General features: G+C 44.2%; 22 protein-coding genes. 12 read left to right on the top strand and 10 right to left on the bottom strand.

What is annotated here, in order from left to right; translation table 11 throughout:
• Positions 1 to 130 precede the first annotated feature (130 nt).
• The 6 genes from OCU60_RS08420 to OCU60_RS08395 form a co-directional block, all read right to left on the bottom strand.
• The gene (locus tag OCU60_RS08420) at positions 131 to 349 is read right to left on the bottom strand and encodes a DUF2835 domain-containing protein (protein ID WP_021020330.1); all 219 of its coding nucleotides are present in this window, start codon (positions 347 to 349) and stop codon (positions 131 to 133) included.
• A gap of 61 nt (positions 350 to 410) precedes the next feature.
• On the bottom strand, positions 411 to 3,014 hold the full coding sequence (gene pepN / locus OCU60_RS08415; RefSeq protein ID WP_074372447.1) for an aminopeptidase N: 2,604 nt from the start codon (positions 3,012 to 3,014) through the stop codon (positions 411 to 413).
• Between the two features lie 215 nt (positions 3,015 to 3,229).
• Positions 3,230 to 3,889 (bottom strand): hypothetical protein, encoded by a 660-nt coding sequence (locus tag OCU60_RS08410; protein WP_074372674.1) that lies wholly within the window; start codon positions 3,887 to 3,889, stop codon positions 3,230 to 3,232.
• Positions 3,890 to 4,069: 180 nt separating this feature from the next.
• Positions 4,070 to 6,076: a carboxy terminal-processing peptidase gene (gene prc, locus OCU60_RS08405; protein WP_074372446.1), complete on the bottom strand. Its 2,007-nt coding sequence runs from the start codon at positions 6,074 to 6,076 to the stop codon at positions 4,070 to 4,072.
• A gap of 17 nt (positions 6,077 to 6,093) precedes the next feature.
• Positions 6,094 to 6,723, bottom strand: a complete 630-nt coding sequence (gene proQ / locus OCU60_RS08400) for an RNA chaperone ProQ (protein ID WP_074372445.1) — start codon at positions 6,721 to 6,723, stop codon at positions 6,094 to 6,096.
• A 90-nt stretch (positions 6,724 to 6,813) separates the two neighbouring features.
• Positions 6,814 to 7,299 (bottom strand): GAF domain-containing protein, encoded by a 486-nt coding sequence (locus OCU60_RS08395; protein ID WP_074372444.1) that lies wholly within the window; start codon positions 7,297 to 7,299, stop codon positions 6,814 to 6,816.
• Positions 7,300 to 7,589: 290 nt separating this feature from the next.
• Between OCU60_RS08395 and rsmF the strand changes: the two genes are divergently transcribed.
• Entirely contained in the window at positions 7,590 to 9,017 is a 1,428-nt protein-coding gene (gene rsmF / locus OCU60_RS08390; RefSeq protein WP_074372443.1) for a 16S rRNA (cytosine(1407)-C(5))-methyltransferase RsmF, read from the top strand.
• A gap of 113 nt (positions 9,018 to 9,130) precedes the next feature.
• On the opposite strand, the gene OCU60_RS08385 is transcribed toward rsmF, so the two are convergent.
• On the bottom strand, positions 9,131 to 9,976 hold the full coding sequence (locus tag OCU60_RS08385; protein ID WP_074372442.1) for a CvfB family protein: 846 nt from the start codon (positions 9,974 to 9,976) through the stop codon (positions 9,131 to 9,133).
• Positions 9,977 to 10,141: 165 nt separating this feature from the next.
• Between OCU60_RS08385 and OCU60_RS08380 the strand changes: the two genes are divergently transcribed.
• From OCU60_RS08380 to OCU60_RS08370, 3 genes are read left to right on the top strand one after another with little or no spacing between them, the layout of a single operon-like run.
• Positions 10,142 to 11,506 (top strand): hypothetical protein, encoded by a 1,365-nt coding sequence (locus tag OCU60_RS08380; RefSeq protein WP_074372441.1) that lies wholly within the window; start codon positions 10,142 to 10,144, stop codon positions 11,504 to 11,506.
• Positions 11,507 to 11,515: 9 nt separating this feature from the next.
• On the top strand, positions 11,516 to 12,574 hold the full coding sequence (locus OCU60_RS08375) for a 3-deoxy-7-phosphoheptulonate synthase (RefSeq protein WP_074372440.1): 1,059 nt from the start codon (positions 11,516 to 11,518) through the stop codon (positions 12,572 to 12,574).
• Positions 12,575 to 12,592: 18 nt separating this feature from the next.
• Positions 12,593 to 13,075 carry a YajQ family cyclic di-GMP-binding protein gene (locus OCU60_RS08370; protein WP_074372439.1) on the top strand — a complete coding sequence of 161 codons (483 nt, stop codon included), beginning with the start codon at positions 12,593 to 12,595 and terminating at the stop codon, positions 13,073 to 13,075.
• Positions 13,076 to 13,170: 95 nt separating this feature from the next.
• Here OCU60_RS08370 and OCU60_RS08365 read toward each other — a convergent pair whose 3' ends face one another.
• Positions 13,171 to 13,527: a YibL family ribosome-associated protein gene (locus OCU60_RS08365; protein ID WP_074372438.1), complete on the bottom strand. Its 357-nt coding sequence runs from the start codon at positions 13,525 to 13,527 to the stop codon at positions 13,171 to 13,173.
• An 88-nt stretch (positions 13,528 to 13,615) separates the two neighbouring features.
• On the bottom strand, positions 13,616 to 14,566 hold the full coding sequence (locus tag OCU60_RS08360; RefSeq protein WP_074372437.1) for a precorrin-2 dehydrogenase/sirohydrochlorin ferrochelatase family protein: 951 nt from the start codon (positions 14,564 to 14,566) through the stop codon (positions 13,616 to 13,618).
• A 471-nt stretch (positions 14,567 to 15,037) separates the two neighbouring features.
• Between OCU60_RS08360 and OCU60_RS08355 the strand changes: the two genes are divergently transcribed.
• The 6 genes from OCU60_RS08355 to OCU60_RS08330 all read left to right on the top strand — a co-directional run bounded on the left by OCU60_RS08355 (position 15,038) and on the right by OCU60_RS08330 (position 20,641).
• A complete protein-coding gene (locus OCU60_RS08355) occupies positions 15,038 to 16,069 on the top strand; it encodes an amino acid ABC transporter substrate-binding protein (RefSeq protein ID WP_074372673.1) in 1,032 nt (343 codons plus the stop codon).
• Between the two features lie 66 nt (positions 16,070 to 16,135).
• Positions 16,136 to 17,347 (top strand): amino acid ABC transporter permease, encoded by a 1,212-nt coding sequence (locus OCU60_RS08350; RefSeq protein WP_074372436.1) that lies wholly within the window; start codon positions 16,136 to 16,138, stop codon positions 17,345 to 17,347.
• A 1-nt stretch (position 17,348) separates the two neighbouring features.
• Positions 17,349 to 18,446 (top strand): amino acid ABC transporter permease, encoded by a 1,098-nt coding sequence (locus OCU60_RS08345; protein WP_074372435.1) that lies wholly within the window; start codon positions 17,349 to 17,351, stop codon positions 18,444 to 18,446.
• A gap of 19 nt (positions 18,447 to 18,465) precedes the next feature.
• Positions 18,466 to 19,227: an amino acid ABC transporter ATP-binding protein gene (locus OCU60_RS08340; protein WP_074372434.1), complete on the top strand. Its 762-nt coding sequence runs from the start codon at positions 18,466 to 18,468 to the stop codon at positions 19,225 to 19,227.
• Positions 19,228 to 19,466: 239 nt separating this feature from the next.
• Complete coding sequence (locus OCU60_RS08335) at positions 19,467 to 20,129, top strand: Bax inhibitor-1/YccA family protein (protein ID WP_074372433.1); 663 nt, start codon at positions 19,467 to 19,469, stop codon at positions 20,127 to 20,129.
• 182 nt (positions 20,130 to 20,311) lie between these two features.
• Positions 20,312 to 20,641 carry a TusE/DsrC/DsvC family sulfur relay protein gene (locus OCU60_RS08330; RefSeq protein ID WP_074372432.1) on the top strand — a complete coding sequence of 110 codons (330 nt, stop codon included), beginning with the start codon at positions 20,312 to 20,314 and terminating at the stop codon, positions 20,639 to 20,641.
• A 133-nt stretch (positions 20,642 to 20,774) separates the two neighbouring features.
• On the opposite strand, the gene yccX is transcribed toward OCU60_RS08330, so the two are convergent.
• Positions 20,775 to 21,053 carry an acylphosphatase gene (yccX, locus tag OCU60_RS08325; RefSeq protein ID WP_074372672.1) on the bottom strand — a complete coding sequence of 93 codons (279 nt, stop codon included), beginning with the start codon at positions 21,051 to 21,053 and terminating at the stop codon, positions 20,775 to 20,777.
• 225 nt (positions 21,054 to 21,278) lie between these two features.
• Between yccX and OCU60_RS08320 the strand changes: the two genes are divergently transcribed.
• Together OCU60_RS08320 and OCU60_RS08315 are read left to right on the top strand one after the other, a co-directional pair.
• Entirely contained in the window at positions 21,279 to 22,472 is a 1,194-nt protein-coding gene (locus OCU60_RS08320; protein WP_074372431.1) for a class I SAM-dependent methyltransferase, read from the top strand.
• A gap of 457 nt (positions 22,473 to 22,929) precedes the next feature.
• Entirely contained in the window at positions 22,930 to 24,582 is a 1,653-nt protein-coding gene (locus tag OCU60_RS08315; protein WP_074372430.1) for a methyl-accepting chemotaxis protein, read from the top strand.
• The last annotated feature ends 55 nt before the right edge of the window (positions 24,583 to 24,637 follow it).

The raw sequence follows: 24,637 nt of genomic DNA, 5'->3' as shown, positions 1-24,637 counted from the left end.
TTGCCTGTTATTCTTATTAGTTTATGCGTTAAAGAGAATATTTTTGTAAAAGAAACAACTGAATTGTGAAGTAATTTTGATAAAAATTAACTAATTCGCATCACAAAAGAGAGAATGTGTTACGTAAATGTCAAATTAATTCAAGACGCTGGAATTTATGTTGTGCATCAGTCGTAAGACGGAACCTGCCCTTCAAACCAAACTGAGTCAAATAAGGACGAAAATGTGTTGCGGGAAGTTGAAGTGTGAGTCCATTGTCGGTTTTCACAACAAGGTGACTTGCCGAACCGGAATAATGTGCAAGGTATTCCTGATAGGGAATATAAAGCGAAAAATAAAAATATTTCATCAGTGAATAATGACCGTAGCTAGGCTACGGTCTTTCCTCATCTTAACTAATGATAATACGACTAAGCTTCCAGCGCTTTGGTCACTTTTTCATATAGATCTTTTGCTAGATTATCCATATTGAGTAACGCTTCTAACTGTTGCTTCATCAATTTCTGACGGACAGCATCATACCGTTTATATTTCAGTAACGGATCAATCAAACGTGAAGCGACTTGCGGGTTCATCGCATTCAGTTGCTGTAATATTTCACCGGCAAAACGATAGCCGCTCCCCGACTGGTTATGGAAATGCGCAGGATTCTGATTCAGAAATGAACCGATCAAACTCCGGATACGATTCGGGTTTTTCAGCGTGAATGCTTCGTGATTCATGGTTTCCTGAATCACCACCAATGCATCTTCTGCCGGATTGGTTCCTTGTAATGCAAACCATTTATCCATCACCAGACCATTGTGTTTCCACTGACGGCTATAGTCAGCCATTAATGTTTCACGGCAAGGAAGTTCAGCCTGATTTGCCGCTGTCATTGCAGCGATTGTATCGGTCATGTTGTTGGCATTTTGGTATTGCTGACGCACCAACGCATCACCTTGTTCTGTCAATGCTAAATAGGACAAACAGGTATTTCTCAGAGAACGCTGGCCAATCGCTGCGTGCTCAATGGTGTACTCATCTTGCTTCAACGAGTGATAAAATGCAGAGAATTCATCTTGTAGCGCTTGCGCCAAAGCATTTTTGATCGCTTTCAATACCAGCGAGATAGCATCAACATCAACCGTTTCAAACCAACCTGACACTTCATTATGATTTGGCAGGGCCAACATTTCGGCAATAAATTCATGTTCCAAAGCTGGATCAAGCAATACCCCACGGAAAGCATCCATCACCGATTCAGGCAACTCCACTGGCTGTCCCTGTTGCACTCGCTCAATATTGGCGCGAATGTACTTCGCAATCAGCATTTGTCCTGCATCCCAGCGAGCAAATTCATTTCTCGTATGGATCATCAAAAATGCTAACGCTTCATCTTGATAGTCATAAACCAATTTCACTGGTGCTGAAAATTCTTGCAGCAGCGAAGGAATTGGCTCACTGGTGACCGATTCGAACACAAATGTCTGCTCTTCTTGGGTGATATTCAGGACATTTGATACTTCTTCACCGTTACAACGTAACCCAATGATATCTCCCGTTGCATCATAGAGTTCGACAGCAAAAGGAATATGAAGCGGCTGTTTTTCTTTTTGATCGGTCGTCGATGGCGTATGTTGTTTCACTGAGAGAGTAAATGTCTGCGCGGCCTGATCATAAGCACCACTCACTCGAAGTTCCGGTGTTCCCGATTGGCTGTACCATAAACGGAACTGTTGCAAATCAACACCCGATGCATCTTCCATGGCCGCGACGAAATCTTCACAAGTTGCGGCGGTACCATCATGACGTTCGAAGTAGAGCTTCATCCCCTTCTGGAAATTGCTTTCACCCAATAAGGTATGAATCATACGAATCACTTCGCTGCCTTTTTCATAGACCGTCAAGGTATAGAAGTTATTCATTTCAATCACTTGCTCCGGACGAATCGGGTGCGACATCGGTGAAGCATCTTCGGCAAACTGTGGTCCGCGAATAATTCGGACATTATGAATGCGATTGACCGCCCGAGAGCCTAAATCTGAAGAGAACTCTTGATCGCGGAAAACGGTCAACCCTTCTTTCAGGCTGAGTTGAAACCAATCCCGACAAGTGACGCGGTTCCCTGTCCAGTTATGAAAATACTCATGTCCAATCACCGCCTCAATACCGAGATAATCAGTATCGGTCGCTGTTTGATCATTCGCTAAGACAAATTTGGAGTTAAAGACATTTAACCCTTTATTCTCCATCGCGCCCATATTAAAGAAGTCAACGGCCACCACCATATAGATATCAAGGTCGTATTCCAGCCCGAATCGCTGTTCATCCCACTTCATCGCGTTGATCAGTGAACGCATCGCATGATGTGCACGGTCTAAGTTGCCTTTATCAACGAAAATTTCAAGCACAACCTCTCGACCGGACACGGTTTGGTAAGAATCGCGAAGCACATCAAAATCACCGGCTACCAGCGCAAACAGGTATGATGGTTTGGGATGCGGGTCTTCCCAGCGAACCCAAGATTTCCCTTCATCAGTGGTTCCCTGCGCAACTTTGTTACCATTGCTGAGCAGATAAGGATAATTCTGTGGGGCAATAATTGTCGTGGTATATCGTGCCAGCACGTCTGGGCGATCAAGATAATAAGTGATTCGGCGGAACCCTTCGGCTTCACATTGTGTGCAGAATGCACCGTCAGATAAATATAAACCTTCCAGCGCTGTATTTTCTGCCGGATTAATGAGCGTCTCTATTTGTAGTTCAAACTGAGTAGGAAGGTTGCTCAATTCTAAGCTGGCTTCGACAACCTGATAATCAGTCCACGGTTGCTGGTTGACCTGAACACTCACCAACTCAATGGCTTCACCATCGAGCGTCAATTGATTGCTTTCTTGTAACTGTTTAACCTGGGATACAGCCACGACGCGGGTTTGGTTTTCATGAAGGTCAAACGTGAGATTGAGATCAGTGATCGTATGAGAAGGCGATTGATAATCTTTACGATATTTGGCTTGAAGCATACTTGCCATCTTGAATCCTTTTGCGTTAACGATATAAAACTGTTCCAAAATATATGGAAATAGTTTGTCTGAGATAGAGAACGTCTTTCACGTCTACAGATAAAGCTACTCTAGGCGATTCTCATGTAATTCTCAATGACCGAACGAGATTATCTGTCGATGTACGATGTTGTTATCTTGTTGTGCGGTAATACAATTCGATACTCATCGACAAGCATCCAGACTCACTCAACCCGATTCAATACCGCGACCATTGCACCATTTTCAAAATTAACCGTGAGCTGATCAGCACTGACCTGAAAACGGGTATCGTGTTCTCCCTGATCATACAATAAAACCAGATGGTCGTTTTCGGTATAATAGACACCACGGTGGACCGCTTCATTGCCTTGTTCATCAACAGAACGAATAAAAAATAAGAAATCAGGTTGTAGAATCAGCTGAATCTGTGTCACACCAACCACACCGACCTCCGTTCCCGATAGATACTCACTTTGCCAATAGCCGACCAAAGTGCGAGAAAGTGCTTTAAAGAAAGTGACCCCATTTAACATCAGTCGATTATGGGTTGTCTGATAAGTATAAATTTGTGGTTCAATCGTGTGAGTGCCAAGCATTAATGTGTCTTGACTCGCTGTATATCCACCTTCCCAATATTCGATGGAACTATCCCGCTTTTTAACCTGAACAGCAAATGTATAACTGGAGCTCAGAGTCAGATGGATAGACATAAAATCCTGATGCGGATCTTCGGGGTCAGGATTCATCAGATACCACTCACCGATCAAAAAAGGAAAGTCGAACTGAGTGAGATCGCTCTTATGACTGGCACTAAATCCACTGCCAGAACACACGAAACTGAGGATAGCAACATACCATTTCACATTGCGCATCAGATATTCTCCTCACTTTTTTCTTTAAGCTTAGAATCCATATACTGATAAAGCGAACAATTCCATGATTGTCTAAAGATGCAAAAAGGCAGAGATTGACAGCATGAAGCAGATAAAAAAACGCGCTGTTCAACAGCGCGTTTATCCTATAGAGCTCAGAAAATGATGAAATTAAGAGCCGATATTAACCATATCAACGGTAATTGCGACGGCTTCATCCAAATAAGCGTCCGGAGCAACATAGTCCTTCGGAACATCGTCTAATTTGGCATAAGGCTTATGACCTTCTTGCTTCTGGCGCAGATTGATCCGTTTTAATTTCAGCGCATCTGCCGCATCAGTTTCCTGACGTCTGACCGCTTCATTCAGAGAAAGCCAATTCTCATTTTCTTTCTCCTGTTTATACTTCGCAATATCTTGCTCGATAAACTGAAACTCCATGTCTTTAACAATGCGTTTTTCATGACGTTTTTTCAGCGCCTGAATCAGCTTTTGATAGTGATGAACTTGCGTGTAATCAGCGCGATTAATGCTATCCCAAGGTAATGCATTATCTTCAATGCTTTCACCGGTCTCGCTCGGATCAACCGCTGTCGGGAATGCTATATCAGGGGCAACGCCCTTATCCTGAGTGCTACCGCCATTGATGCGGTAAAACTTCTGAATGGTATATTGGATATATCCCAGTGGCTCACTGAATAAATCGTAAATACTATTCAACGAATAATGTTGCTGAACCGTCCCTTTACCATAGGAGTTTTCTCCGAGAATCACCGCGCGATCATAATCCTGCATAGCTGCGGCAAAAATTTCAGAAGCCGAAGCACTATAACGGTTAATCAATACAGTTAAAGGACCATCATAACTACTCTTGCCATCCGTATCGCTATTGATGTTTACTTGCCCGCGACTATTACGTACCTGAACCACCGGTCCTTTTTTAATAAACAGACCCGTTAATCCAGTCGCTTCAGTCAGCGCGCCTCCCCCATTATTACGCAGGTCAACAATCACACCATCAACATGCTGCTGCTTAAATTCAGTCAACAGCTTATTGGTATCCCGGGAAAGTCCGACATAAAAACTAGGGACTTCAAGCACCCCGATTTTCTTGTCGTCTCGCTCAATCACTTTCGATTTAACTGCCCGATCTTCCAGACGAATTTTATCTCGTGTAATTGTGACAACGTGACTTTTAGCGTTCTTTCCTTCAGGCAGAATTTGTAGTTTGACCACAGTGCCTTTCGGCCCTTTGATCAGTTGGACGACATCATCCAAACGCCACCCGATCACATCAACGACCGCCTTACCTTCCTGACCGACCCCGACAATACGGTCACCTTCAGCAAGTTTGTGGCTTTTATCTGCCGGTCCGCCAGCGACTAATGAACGAATCACTGTATAATCATCCGTCATTTGTAACACGGCACCAATCCCTTCCAACGACAGATTCATTTCAGACTTAAACTGCTCTGCACTACGAGGGGAAAGATAGCTGGTATGCGGGTCAATCTGACGCGCAAAAGCATTCATAAACAGTTGGAATACATCTTCGCTGTGGGTCTGAGTTAAGCGTTTGATTGCATTATTATAGCGTTTCGTCAGCGTCTCTTTGATTTCCGGCCATTTTTTCCCGGTCAGTTTCAAATTCAGCGCATCATATTTCACCCGCTTACGCCATAAATCATCCAATTCCTGCTGATTCTTCGGCCATGCCTCTTTCGAGCGATCTAACTCGATCGATTCCTTGGTATCAAATTTTATCTTATGATCCAGCAATGAAAGTGCATATTGAAATCGCTCATAGCGTTTTTTAACGGAGATGTTGTATACATCAAACGCAATTTGGTCATTGCCTGCATTGAGTTGGTCGTCCAATTCAACTGACCACTGTTTAAACCCATCAATATCTTTCTGAGTAAAAATATTACGGTTGTAATCAAGCAGACCAAGATAACGCTGAAATATCTTTTTGGAAAAAGCATCATCCAAATAAATATGCTTATAGTGAGACTGCACAAACTTATTCTTAACCCGTTCCGTAGCAAGCGAATGTTGACTTTCGGGAGTAAGAACAGGGAGATCCGATTCACGGATTGAAGGTGCAGAGGCTTGAACAGAAGAGACTGCCAGCCAAAGGCCAGCAGTAATTAGTGTCAGTTTTGAACGGCATTTCATGCGTAGGAGGCTCTCCTTTATGCGCTTAAGTGCTCCGCTTTGATGACCATTTGCAGGCCATTACCAAGCTGTACGCGCACATCTTCCTTATTGATCTCAACAATGGTCGCAGCCATGTTGCCTTTACCCATATTGACTTTGACCTGACGACCCACACTTAGTTCATCAGCATTCAACGCCCGGGCTTGTACAGTTTTTTCCTGAGCACGTTTTGCCGTCTGTGCCTTAGGATTTGGCTTCCTAGTTTTAGGCTGTGCACTATTCTTTTCTTTTTCTTTTTCTTTTTCTTGTTTCTGTTTTTCTTTACGTCGAGCCTGAACTTTTGCCTTACTCTCGGCCAGCGTATTCTGGGCATGTTCGACATGTTCTTGTTCTAATGTACCACATGGATTCCCATCTAAGTCAACTCGTTCGGCACCGGGTTTTACACCATGCAGATAACGCCATGAAGAGGTGTACTGTCTTAATGCTGCACGAAGTTGAGTTTTACTCACCTTCGGATCACCTTCCAAACGTTCAACAAGATCTTGAAAAATACCAATTTTCAGTGGCTGAGCTTCACCTTCTAGTGTGAAGCATTTTGGGAAACATTCAGCAATATATGCAATGACTTCTTTGCTGTTTTTTAACTTTTCAGTGTTTTCCATGTGGGTTCCTGGTTACTACGGTTTCATTCCGTAAGACATGAAGATATCAATGTTCGGGTATTATAGTGTTCTGAATCGGAAAAACCACCGTCAGACTGTAAATAATGTCTCGTTAGTCTGTGAATTAAACAGCTTTTCTACCTGAGCCATCATTTCTGTTAAACCTTGTTCGTCAACTTCAGAGAATCGTCCTTTGCTCGGGCTATCAATATCCAATACACCACGCAATTGACCATTAACCGAAAAAGGGATCACCAACTCGGAACGGCTATCGGCATCACAAGCAATGTGTCCGTCAAATGAATGCACATCATCAATCCGCTGGACACGATTGGTCTCAATCGCAGTCCCACAGACACCACGACCGACAGGGATTCGAATACAAGCAGGTTTGCCTTGAAATGGCCCTAATACGAGCTCATCGCCTTCTAACAGATAAACCCCCACCCAGTTGATGTCGGTCATTTCCATATTCAGAAGTGCTGATAAATTTGCCAAATTAGCCACGAGATTGGTTTCAGAACCAATGAATGTCACGGCCTGTTTTGTTAAAAGTCGATACTGTTCAAGTTCCATAAATCTTTCCGTTGTCATGCAATCTATTCAATCATTGCTGTAAAAATAGCGTTTAAACGAGCCGTTCTATCGCTGAATGACTGATAATACAAGCAAAAACTAACATTCATGTTGTATTGATGCAAATACATCCATATCCGAAGACAAGATTTCCACCTCAACCGGAGGTTGCCTCACCGGTAAACAAGTTAGAAAGCAGACGAGAAGACGTCTGATTCTGTATCTTAATATGACTTGTGTATATAATGCTGCGCTTCCCTGCAATTGAACGTTAAATTGAGAGAGTTATTTTGCACACGAATATTTATTTGCCGGATGAATTTCTGCGGACGATCGAACAGATACTGCCATCTCAACTAACGATGGATGATTTTATTGCCGCCTGTCAGCGCCCGCTGCGCAAGAGTATTCGCGTCAATACCCTGAAAATATCTGTCGTCGATTTTTGCCGGCGTGCCGAAAAAAATAGCTGGCGCCTAACACCGATCCCTTGGTGTCCAGAGGGATTTTGGGTTGAGCCAGAAGATTTCACCACACCAATAGGCAATACTTTCGAACATATGACTGGCTTATTTTATATTCAGGAAGCCAGTTCCATGATGCCTGTCAGTGCATTATTTCATCAGCAGGAAATGGGGCTTGAATCGGTATTAGATATGGCGGCGGCACCGGGATCAAAAACAACTCAGATCGCTGCCCTGATGAATAATGAAGGCATTATCGTTGCCAACGAGTTCTCCGCCAGTCGAACCAAAGCCCTCTACTCAAACATTGAGCGATGTGGTGTCCGAAACAGTGCCCTCACAACATTTGACGGCCGGGTTTTCGGTGAATGGCTTCCCGAACAGTTCGACGCCGTGTTAATTGATGCACCTTGCTCCGGAGAAGGAACGGTACGCAAAGATCCGGATGCGATGAAAAACTGGAGTCCGGCGTCGATCGCAGCGATAGCTGAAACGCAGAAGGCGTTGATTGAAAGTGCCTTTTACGCGTTAAAACCGGGAGGGATACTGGTCTACTCAACCTGCACACTGAGCCGTGAGGAAAACCAGAACATCTGTTATCACCTGAAACAGACTTTTGGTGACGCGGTCACATTCGAATCTTTAGCATCCCTCTTCCCACAAGCTCAATCTGCGCTGACCGAAGAAGGCTTCCTGCATATTTTTCCGCAAATTTATGACTGTGAGGGTTTCTTTGTTGCTCGCATCCGTAAAGTGGCTTCCGTACCAGCACCTCAAGTCACAAAACGGCTCGGGAAGTTTCCCTTCAGTAAAGCGACACACAAACAGTGCCAGAGTATCAGTGAGGCGTTAAAGCAATCACTGGATATCGATCTTCCGGCACACAGTCAGATCTGGCTTCGTGATAATGAAGTATGGCTCTTTCCTGAAGCTTTAGAGCCGATGATCGGCCGATTCAAATTCTCCCGGATGGGCATAAAGCTGGCTGAAGCACACAAAAAAGGTTATCGCTGGCAACATCAGGTTGTGACCGCCCTGACATCAGGCCATGAAACCAAAGCTATCACACTCTCATTGGAAGATGCTCGCCAGTGGTTTATGGGTAAAGATATTCGCCCGGAACAGACGGAAGTCGGACAAGGCGAAGTTTTGGTTCAGTATCAAGGTGTATTCCTGGGACTGGGGAAATGGGTCGGTAACCGGATTAAAAATAACCTGCCAAGAGAACTGGTGAGAGATGGAAATCTGTTTTAACTGACATTCACTTTAGCTCACATCAGTCCCATATACCCAGTCCCATATAAAAAGCCCGATACCAATTTTGGATTCGGGCTAATCTTTACCGCAAGTTCTTTATATTTGATGTGTTATTCAGCGTCATCGACCAATCGAATACCATTGGCTTCAATCACAATGATACCTTGTTTATAAAGCAGGCCAATTGTCTTCTTATACGTCCCTTTGCTGGTTCGGAAAGCGTCAAAAATGGCTTCTGGTGAAGATTTATCCCCCAGCGGCAAAAAACCACCTTTTTGACGGAGCTGCGCTACAATTTTTTCACTCAACTCATCGAGTTTTGCGACACCCAGCTTTTGCAAGGAAACATCAATTTTACCATCATCACGAATCTGCTTTACAAATCCTTTCAGTCTTTTACCGACAAACACTTTGCCAAAAACATCCGACTGAAACAGCATTCCCCAATGCTCGCCATTGATAATCGTTTTGTATCCCAAAGCGGAACGTTCTGCGACCAACAGCTCGACTTTCTGATTCAAGGTATACTGCGCTGGTGTTTTATCCAGCCACTTATTGAATTTTGTTGTCCCGACAATACGTCCGGAGGCTTTATCGATATAGACATAAACCAAAATGGATTGTTCAGCCGTGAATCGTCCACGCTGTTCGCTGAAAGGAATCAATAGATCTTTCTCATGAATTCCCCAATTGACAAAAGCACCTGTTTGATTGACACCAACCACTTTCATCATGCCCCATTCACCAACACAAGCAATCGGAGTTTCCGTTGTCGCTGCAAGCTGACTGTCAGAGTCGAAATACAAAAAAGCATCCACTGCTGCACCGATTTCAACTGGTTGACGCATCAGTTTCTTCGGCAGCATCACCGTGCCATAATCTTTTGCATCGAGAAACACCCCAAAGTCCGTTTCCCGCAAAATCTCTAGCTGATTGATTTGTCCAATATTAATCATCAAATAGCTCTCATCTCAAATTTGCAGAGATTATACGCGATCTCTGATATCCTTTCTCTACCATTTACAAATATATACTCAGTCAACGTCAGGATTGATGCCACCTAGGCAGATTCAGGATTACGCTGATTCAGGAATAAAGACGCGTTTACCGGAGGGACAAATTTGATCAAGGTTAGCAAACATGATGCAATTACGTTGAGAATATCCCATGCAATGTCAAAAAGTAAACTTTCCAGTCTGGAAATGTATCTGTTCGTACCGGGAGAGATCGGACTCAATCAAAACCTGATGCCTGAGACAGACCTATATTACAATTGTCTGACCCAAAAACGCGCCTATTACAGTGATAAACACCTCCTGCCGTTGATTCACAGCCGTCTTGCTCAGCGAGGCAGACTGTCATCCACTCAATATCGAATTAGTTTGAGTCTGTTTGCTTACCAGTATGTGATGGCGCTCGACAATGCGGTCGACGACCTACTTCATGATAGTGACAACGTCACTGAAACTGAGATTGATAATGTTGTTGAACTGACGTTAGACATCCTGCGCAGACTCAGACGTACCATTCCTTATGAAGAAACGCTCAAACGGTATTACACCAATATTGATAACTATCTCTCTTGGTATACCGAACAAAAATTTCTTTCTTTGGTCGCTCATTTAACCCGGGATAGTGAGTACAAAACCATTAAAGATCGTCTGATCATTCTGGCAGAGAAGGAACAGGCACACCGGGCACTGCATCACTATAACTCGACGCAAGCCGCTCAGGACATTACGCGTATTAGTAATAAAATGCGTCTGTTACGTCGCCTGATTGAACACCCTGTCATTCTGAAAGAAACATTGATCGCCTTGGGCAATAATATTCGCCGTGCCGTGAAAGGTATTGCCACAGGTTTCGTCATGCTTTTTGTCACGATGATCGTTGTTTTTGCCCGTGATTACTGGGGAGAAATTACCGCTTCATTTGTTATTGCGATGTCTTTCCTTTATGCGCTGAGAGAAATATTTAAAGATGATTTGAAAGATATGCTCTGGCGCTGGCTCCGGAAAGGCAAACCGAAATGGAAAAGACGTTACTACGATCCCAGTACCGGGAACCAGATCGGCCAAAAATATGAGTGGTTGAATTATCAGACGATTAGCAATCTCCCCGATCGTATTCAGCGCATTCGTAAGAAACGGATTGTTCAACGGGAAGAGCAAGTCATTAGTTATCGCTCTGAAACGGAAATGTCAACATCACGCTTTATGAGCGGTTACGAAGAGACTCGTGAAATCATCTATTTTGACTTTCGTGAAATTACGCGGCTTTTCGATAAAGATACATATCGTGTTTATCGCTTAAACAACGGCCAAGTCAGCCGTGAAAAAATTGAAAAACGTCACCTGTTTAACCTCATTATCAAACAGGATAATCATATTGATGAGCCAATTTACTATCGCTGGAAGGTGGTACTCAACCGTAGCAAGATAGTCGCGATTGAACCAATTGAGCTTACATCTAACGAACTGGAATAAAATTAAACCATGAAAACTGACGAATTAAGAACAGAGCCTTTAGGGCATATGCCAACCCCCGAACAATTGCGATCACAGTCTCCTGTCAGTGCTTCCGTTGGCCAACATATTTCACAAAGTCGCCATGAGATTGAAGCTATTTTACATGGCAGAGATCACCGGCTCTTAGTCATCACCGGCCCATGCTCGATTCATGATCCGGAGGCCGCGCTGGATTACGCAAAACGCTTGAATGTTCTTCGCGAACGTTATGCAGATAATTTACTGATTGTGATGCGGACTTACTTTGAAAAACCGAGGACTGTCGTCGGTTGGAAAGGATTAATCACCGACCCGTATCTGGATGGCCGTTATGCACTCGAAGAAGGATTAAGCAAAGCCCGTGAAGTCTTGCTGGCGATTAATCAACTGGGATTACCAACCGCTACTGAATTTCTGGATATGATAACCGGTCAATACATTGCCGATCTGATCGCGTGGGGAGCAATCGGAGCCAGAACGACTGAATCTCAAATTCATCGGGAAATGGCTTCAGCACTGTCCTGCCCTGTCGGTTTCAAAAATGCGACCAACGGCAATGTCAAAGTGGCCGTTGATGCGATCAGAGCCGCCAAAGCATCTCATTATTTTTACTCGCCGGATCGACAAGGTCGAATGACCGTTTATCGAACCAGTGGCAATCCGGATGGACACATCATTCTTCGCGGCGGTGAAAATGGACCAAACTTTGACAGTCAGTCTGTTCAACAGGCTTGTGCTCAATTAGAATCACACCACCTATCCCCTCGGATTGTCATCGATTTCAGCCATGCGAACTGTCAGAAACAGCATAAACGTCAGTTAAGCGTTGCTGAAGATATTTGCCAGCAAATTCGTCGGGGAAGTGATCAAATTGCGGGAGTGATGGCAGAGAGTTTCATCGAGGAAGGTCAGCAGCCAATTGCCCCGCTAGACCAACTGACATACGGCATGTCGATTACCGATCCATGCCTGAGCTGGTCAGATACCGAGCTGATGCTTTCTCAACTGAACGCTGCTGTACACGACAGAAATAACGACAAACGATAAAAATAAGGAGTTTTCCCCATGCCTTCTTTTGACATTGTGTCAGAAATTGACACCGTTGAATTAAAAAATGCTGTTGATAATGCAAACCGTGAACTATCGACTCGCTTCGACTTCCGAAATGTTGAAGCCAGTTTTGCCTTGAAAGATGAAGTCGTCACCCTGTCTGCTGAAGGTGACTTTCAGTTGAAGCAGATGCGCGATATTTTACGAGCGAATCTGGCAAAGCGTGAGGTTGACGGGAATGCGATGGAAAGTCAAAAAGCCAGTCAATCGGGTAAACACTGGCATCAGGATATTCTATTCAAACAGGGGATCGAGACACTGTTGGCCAAAAAAATTGTCAAAAGTATTAAAGATCAGAAACTCAAAGTTCAGGCCTCAATTCAAGGGGATAAAATTCGTGTCACAGGGAAGAAACGAGACGACCTACAGAGTGTCATTGCCTTTATTCGCTCAGAAGATTTTGGTCAGCCATTTCAGTTCGACAACTTCAGAGACTAACCAAACCCGATGGGTTTAACAATGTTCAAGTGGTTTAATCGTACAGGGCTCGCGTATCACGAGTCCTGTATTTCTCGACAAAACAGCCGCTGCCATTAAAACTGACGCGGCGCAAAACCGGTCATCACTTCAACACGCATCGCCTTCCCTAATTTGGTGGTCGGATGAACAAGGACCAGCCCCTTAACGGATTTCTTCAGCTTACCGATATCGGCTTGTTCCTCACTCGTAATTTCCCGGGAAAACGGTAAATCCGATAATCTTTTGCGTTCTTTATTTAAATCGTATTCCTGCTTACTCTTCAATGAGTTGATCTGTTTACTCAACGCGTCAATTTCATCAGTAAACTGGGTGATCATCTCATTATCCCCCCGAGATTTGGCTGCTTCCAGCTTATGTTTACATTTGTCCAATCGATTATTCAATTGCTGGCTTTGCTCTTTTACACTCATAGGAAATAACTCTCACTTGTTAATTGCGCCGCAGTATATCACAAGCACGTTAGATTTTGATTGAGCCGATCACAGTGAATTTCAACGGTCATTCACTCTGATACAATCCACTCCCAAACTGACGTTCCCCTTTCATTTTCAGATCAGCCACGACCTGAAAATCAGCTACGGTCACCAAGATACAAAGATTGAGGCTTTCTTCTCTGGCCTTCGTCAGTAAACCTTGTAATTGAGCCCGGCTATCAAACACTGCTCTTTCTGCATCACGGCGACATAAATCAAGCCCTTCCGCGGGAATATTCCGATGATAAAACACGAGCTCAGATTGCTGCATAAAACGTACGGCTTTCATCGGCAGCAATTCCACATCCGTATCACAAACCACCCATATGACTTCTCGCCCCCTAAGCATCGGTGCTGCAATATAACGTTGATAGATTTGCTCTAATACCGCTGGATCATGTGTTTCTTTAACACAAGGATCAGCCAAGAAAGACTCCCAGAAACGGCGACGGGCGCTGACATCCGGCCGTTCTACTTTCAGGTGCTCTCGCTTTTCACCACAAAACTGCGCAAGAACGCGTAAGTTCTGCGCTAAAACCGCTTCAATTGACTCACGAATATTACGCACCAATACCGGAGACGCACCACCACTTGAAATTGCCACTTGGATTTGGCCGCGATCAATCATGGCTGGCGTAATAAAATCACAATAAGGCTGATCATCAACAACATTAACCTGTAATCCGAGTAATTTGGCATCCGCATAAATCTGATGATTCAACGGAGCATGATCCGTTGTTGCCCAAACCTGAACATAATTGCGAGTCAGAAACGCACTATCATAACGTTGCTCAATCCATTGCAGCGCATCATCGCGCCACAACACTTGGAGTGATTCGGAAATCTCTGGCGACAAGAGAGTCACTCGTGCACCAGCTCTGACTAAAGCTTCTGTTTTTCTGCTGGCAACCTCTCCTCCTCCAACGACTAAAACGGCTCTTTCGGTTAAATCCATAAACAGTGGAAAATATCGCATAACATTAGCAACCTTACATTAACAACTATAACAAACAATACGCCCCAAAAAAGTGCAACCCTGATTAAATCCAATGCATATGTGGAAATTATTGATTAAATTAACATCCAATATTAGATTAAAAATCCAAGTACAAACAAAAACAAGGCATAAAAATTCAAAAAAACATTCAATAAATATATACATACACAATTGCACTATGATTGAACTTGATTGCACTATTTACATTTAAATAACAATTGACCATGCTAAACGCAGGCTCGGTTTGAGATTACATGATAATTCCTTTGATTAGAAATTAGAGAAAAACCTAACCTCTACCGACGCTTACAGATGATTGTTACTGAAAATGGAATAGCGTTCTGACAAATAGCTGTTTCAACCGCCAGAACAAATAAATACAAAATGAATTACTTGTGTCAGGAATCTCTGATGACATCTGAATGGTTCATACTGGAAGGATACAAACTCATGGCAAACACACTCAAAATTCTTGCTTCAATCACTGTCGCATCAGCGGCAATGGTTGCAGCTCAGTCTGCTTCAGCAGCAGAAAGCACGCTTGATAAAGTGCTCTCAAATGGCGTTGTCACTTGTGGTGTCAGTACGGGACTTCCCGGTTTCTCCAGCCCCAATGCTAAAGGAGAATGGGAAGGTATTGATGTTGAATATTGTCGAGCATTGGCCGCAGCCGTTCTCGGTGACAAAACAAAAGTCAAATTTGTACCATTAACCGCGAAGGAGCGTTTCACCGCACTACAATCCGGTGAAATTGATGTCCTTTCTCGTAATACAACATGGACACTGCAACGCGATACAGCTTTAGGTCTCAATTTTGTTGGCGTGACTTATTATGATGGTCAGGGATTCATGGTCAAAAAGGATCTCGGTGTCAAAAGTGCCAAAGAGCTTGATGGTGCTTCCGTTTGTATTCAGTCAGGGACCACCACTGAGCTGAACCTTGCCGACTACTTCCGTAAAAATGGGATGTCTTACAAGCCGGTCGTCTTTGATACATCCGCTCAAACCGCTAAAGGTTTCGATGCTGGCCGATGCGATGTGCTGACATCCGATCAGTCCCAACTTTATGCACTCCGTGTCAACCTCAAAGATCCAAGTTCTGCTGTCGTCCTTCCGGAAATTATTTCTAAAGAACCCCTAGGCCCCGTTGTCCGCCAAGATGATGACAAGTGGTTTAACGTCGCAAAATGGACACTATTCGCGCTGGTCAATGCAGAAGAATATGGCATTACATCGAAAAACGTTGATGAGATGAAGAAATCAACGGATGCCAACATTACGCGTATTCTCGGCTTAGACGGACCAAAAGGCTCCGGTCTGGGTATCCGCGACGACTGGGGTTATCAAATCGTCAAGCAAGTCGGAAACTATGACGAAATATTTGAGCGCTCCGTGGGTTCAGGTTCTCCACTTAAAATTGCCCGTGGTGTCAATGCACTATGGAATGCGGGCGGCTTCATGTATGCCCCACCAATCCGCTAATCATTATATTAAAAACGGGCGGTTCAATCCGCCCTTTGTCGGAAATGGACTTGAGGTTATTGTTATATGAAGCCTGAAAATAACGCGGTGTCCTCAACAGGCAACACATCTGCCCCAAAAAAAGTGACACACTTATTTTATAATCCCACATTTCGGTCAGTCGTCTTTCAGATAGTTGCTATCTTCGCACTGCTCTTCTTTATTTACACGATTGTGAATAATGCCCTGACAAATCTGGAGTCTCGCGGTATTACCACCGGGTTTGATTTTCTCGATCAACCAGCAGGATTCGGGATAAGTCAGTCTCTGATCGATTACAACGATCAAGATACGTATGGCAAAACCTTTGTTGTCGGACTACTGAATACCTTGTATGTCTCGGTCATCGGTATCTTTTTTGCGACGGTACTCGGGTTTATTATTGGGATTGCCCGTCTGTCATCAAACTGGCTTGTCAGCCGCTTTGCCGCAATTTATGTCGAAATCTTTCGTAATATTCCGCTGCTGTTACAGATTCTTTTCTGGTATTTCTCTGTCTTACAAGCCTTGCCCGGAAAAAGACAAAGCCTTTCTATCGGAGATGCGGTCTTTATTAACGTGAGTGGTTTATTTATTCCTAAACCCATTTTTGCATCAGGAAGTGGTCTGGTATTGACCGTATTCATTCTCGGCGTAATAACGACTGTCTGTGTGAAGATCTGGGCCAGCAACCGCCAAAAAGTGACAGGGCAACAAACACCAACACTCCGTATTGCACTCGGGCTGCTTATCGGCCTGCCTGCTATTGTTTACGTCTGGATGGGAATGCCAATTTCAGCGGAATACCCTGTTCTGCAACGGTTTAATTTTCAGGGTGGCATCGAAATCATTCCAGAATTCGTTGCACTACTCCTTGCACTCAGTATCTACACTGCGGCATTTATTGCAGAAATCGTGCGCTCGGGTATCAATGCCGTCAGCCATGGTCAAACCGAAGCCGCCATGTCATTAGGTCTGTCTCGCCGGAGAACACTCAAATTGGTCATAATTCCTCAGGCCATGCGCATTATTATTCCGCCATTAACCAGTCAGTATCTCAACTTAACGAAAAACTCTTCTCTCGCAGTTGCGATTGGTTACCCGGACCTCATCAATGTATTTGCCGGGACGACTTTAAACCAGACGGGACAAGCGATTGAAGTGATCTCGATGACGATGGCGGTTTATCTGACTATCAGTCTGGTCACGTCATTTTTAATGAACACGTATAACCGTAAAGTTGCTTTGGTGGAGAGGTAAAATGAAAGTACATCAATTTCAACCGGATCTGCCGCCACCGTCAAATACCAGCGGCCCGATTGCCTGGATGCGCAAACATTTATTCAGCAATGTGTTTAGTTCAGTCTTGACGCTCATTCTCGCTTACTTTGCATTCACCGGCTTATACCATGTCATCGACTGGGCTCTGATTAAAGCCGACTGGATCGGGCAAAGCCGCGAAGCCTGTTCAAAGCAAGGTGCATGTTGGGTATTGATTTACGTCCGCTTCAATCAGTTTATGTTTGGTTTTTATCCGGAGAGTGAATTATGGCGACCACAGCTTTTCTATGCCACATTGGCGATTTTAGTTGCGCTGCTGGCTTATCCGAAGACACCGAAACGTGGCTGGTTGGCACTGTTCACACTAACCGTTTACCCCCTATTAATGACCGGGCTGCTACATGGTGCTTGGTTTGGCTTACCCATTGTTGAAACCTATAAATGGGGTGGTCTTCTGGTCACACTCGTGCTGGCTTTGGTCGGGATCGTTGCATCCTTACCCATTGGGGTCTTACTTGCTCTCGGACGACGTTCTCATATGCCGGTCATCCGGAGCTTCTGTACCGTTTATATCGAAGTATGGCGTGGTGTTCCGCTGATCACCGTTTTGTTTATGGCATCCGTCATGCTCCCGCTATTCATGTCTGCCGGTTCAGAAAGTGACAAGTTAGTCCGAGCGCTGATTGGGGTGATGCTGTTCAGTGCTGCTTATATTGCTGAAGTTATCCGCGGTGGTTTACAAGCGATCCCCAAAGGACAATATGAGGCCGCAGATTCACTAGGGCTCAGTTATTCCAAAAAAATGGGCTTAGTCATTTTGCCGCAGGCTCTGAAAATTACCATTCCTTCAATTGTGAATACCTTCATCGATCTATTTAAAGATACCAGTCTGGTACTCATCATCGGAATGTTTGATGTGCTTGGTATCGGTCAGGCAGCAAATACCGACCCGAATTGGCTTGGTTTTTCCACCGAAAGTTATACATTTGTCGCGTTAGTGTTCTGGGTCTTTTGTTTTGGCATGTCGAGATATTCGATTTGGCTAGAAAACAAACTGCATACGGGTCACAAACGATAAAAATTTCAAGGAACGTATTATGACGCTACAAAATACTCAAGATAAAGAAGCCGTGATCCAAATTAAGGACATGAACAAATGGTACGGTGAATTCCATGTATTAAAGAACATTAACCTGAATGTGACCAAAGGTGAACGCATCGTCGTCTGTGGTCCTTCCGGCTCCGGTAAATCGACCATGATTCGTTGCATTAACCGGCTCGAAGAACATCAGAAAGGTCAAATCGTCGTCGCAGGTCATGAACTCACTGAAGATTTAAAAGATATCGAAGCCGTTCGTCGTCAGGTCGGTATGTGCTTTCAGCATTTTAATCTTTTTCCTCACTTAACGGTGCTGGAAAACTGTACGCTAGCGCCAATCTGGGTGAAGAAAATGCCAAAAGAAGAAGCGGAAGCCATTGCGATGAAATATCTGGAACGCGTCAAGATCCCCAATCAGGCCAAGAAATATCCGGGCCAATTGTCCGGAGGACAGCAACAACGAGTGGCGATAGCCCGCTCACTGTGCATGAATCCTCATATTATGCTGTTTGATGAACCGACATCTGCTTTGGATCCGGAAATGGTCAGAGAAGTCTTGGATGTTATGGTTGAACTGGCAGAGGAAGGCATGACCATGCTGTGTGTCACCCACGAAATGGGATTTGCCAAAGAAGTGGCAGACCGAGTCATATTCATGGACGCAGGTGAAATTATTGAAGAAAATAACCCACAAGATTTCTTTGCCAATCCCCAGTCAGATCGTACCCAAAACTTCCTTGCGCAGATTTTGCAGCATTAATGCTCCCAAAATGCGTCTTTCACGAACAAGGCACGTCTGTGCCTTGTTTTCACCACCAAAGGCTCCCAAAGTTAACATTTGTTTCTCATCAGAAAAATTGTGTTACAACTTCATCACGGTATTGCAGTTCATTTTTGACTAAGATAAGGTCATAGTATTCCATGAGGGTTGAAGATGAGAACTTTTACCCCCATATAGAGTCTTAATTAGTAATAGACAATCACTATACGAGGAAGCGTATGAACCGTCCTATGTATTCACGCACATCGACATTAGATAGTGCACTTCAAACAAACAAAGTGTTAAGAAACACCTATGCGCTATTAGGGATGACACTGTTGTGGTCTGCTCTTGTTGCTGGCGTTTCCATGGCGATGAACCTTCCGTCTCCAGGATTGATCATTATGCTGGTCGGCTTCTATGGCTTACTGTTCCTGACTGAGAAGAACCGCGATAACAGTATGGGGTTAGTATTCACCTTCCTGTTTACAGGTTTCCTCGGTTATACACTAGGCCCGATCCTGAACGCATATATCAGCGCCGGTCTCGGTGATCTGGTTTTAACAGCGCTCGGTGGTACAGCCCTTACCTTTATGGCGGCTTCCGCTTATGCACTGACCACCAAACGTGACCTTTCATTCCTGTCCGGAATGCTGTTAGCTGGTTTTGTCGTTCTGCTCGTCGGATTTGTAGCGAATATCTTCCTGCAACTCCCAGCCCTGTATCTGGCAATGAGTGGACTGTTCGTGTTGTTCTCAACCGGTGCGATTTTGCTGACCACTCAACAAATTGTCCGCGGTGGAGAAACCAACTACATCTCTGCAACGATTACGCTGTATGTTTCAATCTATAACCTGTTCATCAGCCTGCTGAGTATTCTGGGTTTCATGAACGACGATTAAACGCCAGAGCGTTCTGACAACAATGTTATGAACTACGATGCTCTGAATAAAAAGTAAAGAAAAAGCCCGGTATCCGGGCTTTTTTCTGTTTTCCGCACATCTTTTTCTGTAACAATGATTGTGTCATCACAAGCACTCCGCTACTCTTACCGCGTTCAAATCTATGAGGCAATACAGCATTTATGTTCGAATATAATGGTCAAATGATTGAAACCGACAGCGAAGGTTATTTACTTGATCACACACAATGGCAAGCAGGGATGATCCCACTGCTGGCTGAATCAGAAGGGATCGAATTGACGGCATCGCATCTGGAAGTCATTCACTTTGTCAGAGCGTTCTACGAAGAATACAATACCTCACCTGCCATTCGCATGTTGGTCAAGGCGATGGAAAAGGCCCATGGCCCGGAAAAAGGGAATAGCAAGTATCTATTTAAGCTGTTCCGTAAAGGGCCGGCCAAGCAAGCAACTAAACTGGCAGGGCTGCCAAAACCGGCAAAATGCCTGTGAGATAATCACGCGCTCAGGTCTGTGAATATTCAATACTATCCACATTCAGGCCCCAAATTGTACTTATAAATCAAACTGTATTCATGAATGGATTGTACTCATAAATCAAATTGTACTCATAAATGGATTGTACTTATGAATGGATTGAAAAACCCCGAAATGACTGCTCACCATGAAAGTCATTGCGCATAACCGCTTCGACGCGCGCTGCCGGTGAACCTTCATGGAGCCATTGATAAAATAATTCCAGTTGCTCTGCCTCACCACAGGCCACAACCTCCACATCACCGTTATGCAAATTTTTCGCATAACCGGTCAGCCCTAATTTCAACCCCTGATGCGAGGTGTAATAACGAAAACCAACCCCTTGGACAACACCTTTCACCGTAAAGATTTCTCTCTTCTGTGACATATTCAGCTTCTCCTCTTTCGCATCAGAAAATTCATCAAGCAATGATGATTCGCTCATAACGGTAGTATATCCAAATTCCTATCGATTGTGAGAGATACCACACTCACGCTGAACAATAATTCGCCATTCAAAACACCTTACCGTCCAAAATCTCAATACCTCAATCAATTGCTTTTCCCCCTCACATCATCGACAATACCGTTTTTCAAGCTACAGAATATATCTATGACAGCCGCTATCTATCTCGCCAAAGGGCGTGACAAATCTCTCCTTCGCCACCATCCTTGGATTTTCTCCCGAGCAATCGAACACGTGAAAGGTGAGCCCGTTTCAGGTCAGACTGTTGATGTCTATAGCCACAACGGGAAGTGGCTGGCGAAAGCCGGTTTTTCGCCACAATCACAAATTCGGGCCCGAGTCTGGAGCTTTGAACCGACCGATATTGATACCGATTTTTTCATCCAACGTATCCGTCAGGCACAACAACTGAGAGAGCCCGTCATTCAGCAAGGTCAGTTAACGGGTTACCGTCTCATTGCTGCTGAGTCTGATGGTTTACCGGGCATCACCATTGACAGATACGGGGATTACCTGGTCTGTCAGGTATTGAGTGCCGCAGCCGAGTTCTCAAAAACCTTACTTGTCGAAGCCCTTAAAACTTGCTTCCCCGAATGTCATATTTATGAGCGTTCAGATGTTGCCGTGCGTAAAAAAGAAGGGTTACAAGAACAAGTCGGAGTGTTACATGGTGATCGACCGATAGCCCCCGTGGTGATTGAAGAGAATGGCATAAAAATCAGCGTTGATATCGTCAATGGACATAAAACCGGCTTCTATCTGGATCAACGGGACAGCCGCTTACACGCCATGAAATATGTTGAGAATAAAGAAGTACTGAATTGCTTTTCCTATACCGGTGGTTTCGGACTCTATGCACTGAAAGGTGGCGCGAAACGCGTTATCAATGCTGATGTATCCCAACCGGCTCTCGACACTGCAAAGACGAATGCTCAATTAAATCAGTTCGATACCTCTAAAAAACGGGCTGTTTTTCTGAACGCTGATGTCTTCAAATTATTGCGCGAGTACCGCGATCAAGGCACCCAATTTGATGTTGTCATTATGGATCCGCCAAAGTTTGCCGAGTCGAAAGCACAGCTGAATGGCGCCTGCCGAGGATATAAAGACATTAACATGTTAGCGATGCAGATTCTCAGACCCGGAGGAACGTTACTCACCTACTCCTGTTCTGGTCTCATGGATCAAATGCTATTTCAGAAAATTATCGCGGATGCAGCACTGGATGCCGGCCGAAGTGTCAAGTTTGTCGAACGTTTCAGCCAGGCAGCCGATCATCCCATCGACTCAGCCTATCCGGAAGGCTTCTATCTCAAAGGACTCGCCTGTAAGGTGCTGTAAAACACTCTGAGTAGGAATGCTCTATTCCTACTCATCCTTTCTCTCCGCATGAATCACACTGTTTTTCAATGGTAAAAAATAAGTTCTAGTTCTATTGGTAACCAAATGGGTGGTGATGAGCCCAAAATGAGATATCACTTCATATTTTTTCAACATAAATGCCAGCAAAAATAAATATTCTGGTATTGACTAACGAATGTTTATAACCTAATTAAAATAAGATAAAGATTTCAATCACCATCAGTGTTTTTTTGATTTTATTTTACAAAACAATAAATTATGTAACAGTTGGCACCTATACATAGATCATATAAAACCAACTATATTGATAACTACCGGAAATTGACGTATCCAGTGATTCATTTTGTGAAAACAAGATTGAACCCAATCAACATGATTTCTTTAGGGTACCGACCTTCCATCACTTGAACTTGATTTCATTTAGTAGGAAACGCGAATGTTTCAAAACCGTCTCACCTTAAAATTACGGCTGGTCATTGCTGTGGCAATTCCTTGTCTGGCGCTCATTTTGGTTGGTATCAATAGCCTCCAAAAGACGGCAAGTATTCAATATCAATCCGAACAGCTCTATGTCAATACGGCTGAACCTCTACGGGCAATGGCTGAGGCTGCGTCTCGGATTCCAAGAATGCGAGTCGGTATCGATATGATGCTGATGCAAGATACCTCTCTGAGAGATAAAAAAGGGATTCAGACCCGCGTGAAAGAAGCATATAAAGAAGACATCCCTGGAATGCGCCAGGCGATGCAGCTTGCCGTAGATGCTCAGGTTGATCCGAACATAAAGCGTGATTCTCTTAAGCTGCAAAAAGATTATGAAGAGATGATCACTCAGGCAATCACACCATTACTAGAAGCTTTGCGTAAAAATGATCTGGAAGGTGCCCGAGAAATCTATAAAACTCGCTATGCCGGCTATTACAATGTCACGCGTAAAGCATCGGCCAAATTACTCGATACCCTACTTGAGCAAGCCCGCAAACACAATCAAATCAGCATTGATACATACCATCAGGCTCAGCGAATGATGCTCATTACCATTTCTCTCGGTTTGCTTGCCTCGATTGTCGTGTCTACATGGATCGTCATCCAACTCAGAAAACGAGTTGACTCTCTTAAAAGCTCAATCACTTATGCAGCGAACAATCTTGCGCTACATACACGAATCACGCTCACAGGTCAGGATGAAATTAGCCAAATTGCCGAAAGTTTTAATCGCTTTATCGAGAAAGTTCATCATTCAATACAGGACGTATCCAGTAATGCCAGAGAACTTGCAACAACCGCACAGAATGTAGCTAAACAATCCAACCTGACTCATAACAACTGTACCCGTCAGAGTGAGAGGATTATTCAGGTCGCGACAGCGATTACTGAAATGGGCAGTACCGTCAGTGAAATCGCTTCGAATGCTGCCAGCGCTGCTGAAACAGCGCATCAAGCCACGCAACAGACATCAGAGAGTAATCAGATAGTGATGCGGGCACAGCAAGAGATTGAAGCGCTGACTGAGACCTTGAATCAATCAAGTGATGTCGTCCAATCACTCAGTCACCAAGTGGATGATATCAGCACCATACTGGATACGATTCGCGGGATTTCGGAACAGACTAACCTACTCGCACTCAATGCTGCGATTGAAGCTGCGAGAGCAGGTGAACAAGGTCGTGGATTTGCCGTTGTGGCTGATGAAGTGCGTAATCTTGCGACTCGCTCAGCCGCATCGACCGATGAAATTCAGGAAGTCATCGAAAAATTACGCCATGAGTCATCTCACGCAGTCTCCGCAATGCAACTCGGGAAGGATAAAAGCCAGCTTGTGGTAGAGCATGCAACGGCGACCAGTGATTCACTACAGGAAGTTAATCAACATATCCATCAGTTAAATGATCAAAATACCCAAAATGCGGCAGCGACTGAAGAACAATCGTCTGTCGTGGCAGAGTTAGGTGAAAATATCGAAGATATTAGTATGCTCACTGATGAGACAACGAAGCTTTCTGAGCAACTGACAGATGCCAGCGCCCATCTGCATAATGTTTCCCAGCAGTTGGATGACTTGGTGAAATATTTCGATTTAGGAAAATAGTAAACGATTGATTCATTGAATCCAACCAGCATGAAACGTATGTTGTGTCACCACC

The organism is Vibrio spartinae (assembly GCF_024347135.1).
Lineage (GTDB): Bacteria > Pseudomonadota > Gammaproteobacteria > Enterobacterales > Vibrionaceae > Vibrio > Vibrio spartinae.
Note: the sequence above shows the minus strand (reverse complement) of the source record. Positions and strands in the feature narration are given on the sequence as shown.

Bases quoted from the DNA above. Each gene is read 5' to 3' on its own strand.
- OCU60_RS08355 (WP_074372673.1), top strand. From the start codon at position 15,038: ATGGCAAACACACTCAAAATTCTTGCTTCAATCACTGTCGCATCAGCG.
- OCU60_RS08420 (WP_021020330.1), bottom strand. From the start codon at position 349: ATGAAATATTTTTATTTTTCGCTTTATATTCCCTATCAGGAATACCTT.
- pepN (WP_074372447.1), bottom strand. From the start codon at position 3,014: ATGGCAAGTATGCTTCAAGCCAAATATCGTAAAGATTATCAATCGCCT.
- OCU60_RS08385 (WP_074372442.1), bottom strand. From the start codon at position 9,976: ATGATTAATATTGGACAAATCAATCAGCTAGAGATTTTGCGGGAAACG.
- OCU60_RS08315 (WP_074372430.1), top strand. From the start codon at position 22,930: ATGTTTCAAAACCGTCTCACCTTAAAATTACGGCTGGTCATTGCTGTG.
- OCU60_RS08360 (WP_074372437.1), bottom strand. From the start codon at position 14,566: ATGCGATATTTTCCACTGTTTATGGATTTAACCGAAAGAGCCGTTTTA.
- OCU60_RS08365 (WP_074372438.1), bottom strand. From the start codon at position 13,527: ATGAGTGTAAAAGAGCAAAGCCAGCAATTGAATAATCGATTGGACAAA.
- OCU60_RS08375 (WP_074372440.1), top strand. From the start codon at position 11,516: ATGAAAACTGACGAATTAAGAACAGAGCCTTTAGGGCATATGCCAACC.
- OCU60_RS08330 (WP_074372432.1), top strand. From the start codon at position 20,312: ATGTTCGAATATAATGGTCAAATGATTGAAACCGACAGCGAAGGTTAT.
- OCU60_RS08340 (WP_074372434.1), top strand. From the start codon at position 18,466: ATGACGCTACAAAATACTCAAGATAAAGAAGCCGTGATCCAAATTAAG.
- proQ (WP_074372445.1), bottom strand. From the start codon at position 6,723: ATGGAAAACACTGAAAAGTTAAAAAACAGCAAAGAAGTCATTGCATAT.
- OCU60_RS08335 (WP_074372433.1), top strand. From the start codon at position 19,467: ATGAACCGTCCTATGTATTCACGCACATCGACATTAGATAGTGCACTT.
- OCU60_RS08320 (WP_074372431.1), top strand. From the start codon at position 21,279: ATGACAGCCGCTATCTATCTCGCCAAAGGGCGTGACAAATCTCTCCTT.
- OCU60_RS08395 (WP_074372444.1), bottom strand. From the start codon at position 7,299: ATGGAACTTGAACAGTATCGACTTTTAACAAAACAGGCCGTGACATTC.
- OCU60_RS08350 (WP_074372436.1), top strand. From the start codon at position 16,136: ATGAAGCCTGAAAATAACGCGGTGTCCTCAACAGGCAACACATCTGCC.
- OCU60_RS08345 (WP_074372435.1), top strand. From the start codon at position 17,349: ATGAAAGTACATCAATTTCAACCGGATCTGCCGCCACCGTCAAATACC.
- yccX (WP_074372672.1), bottom strand. From the start codon at position 21,053: ATGTCACAGAAGAGAGAAATCTTTACGGTGAAAGGTGTTGTCCAAGGG.
- OCU60_RS08370 (WP_074372439.1), top strand. From the start codon at position 12,593: ATGCCTTCTTTTGACATTGTGTCAGAAATTGACACCGTTGAATTAAAA.
- prc (WP_074372446.1), bottom strand. From the start codon at position 6,076: ATGAAATGCCGTTCAAAACTGACACTAATTACTGCTGGCCTTTGGCTG.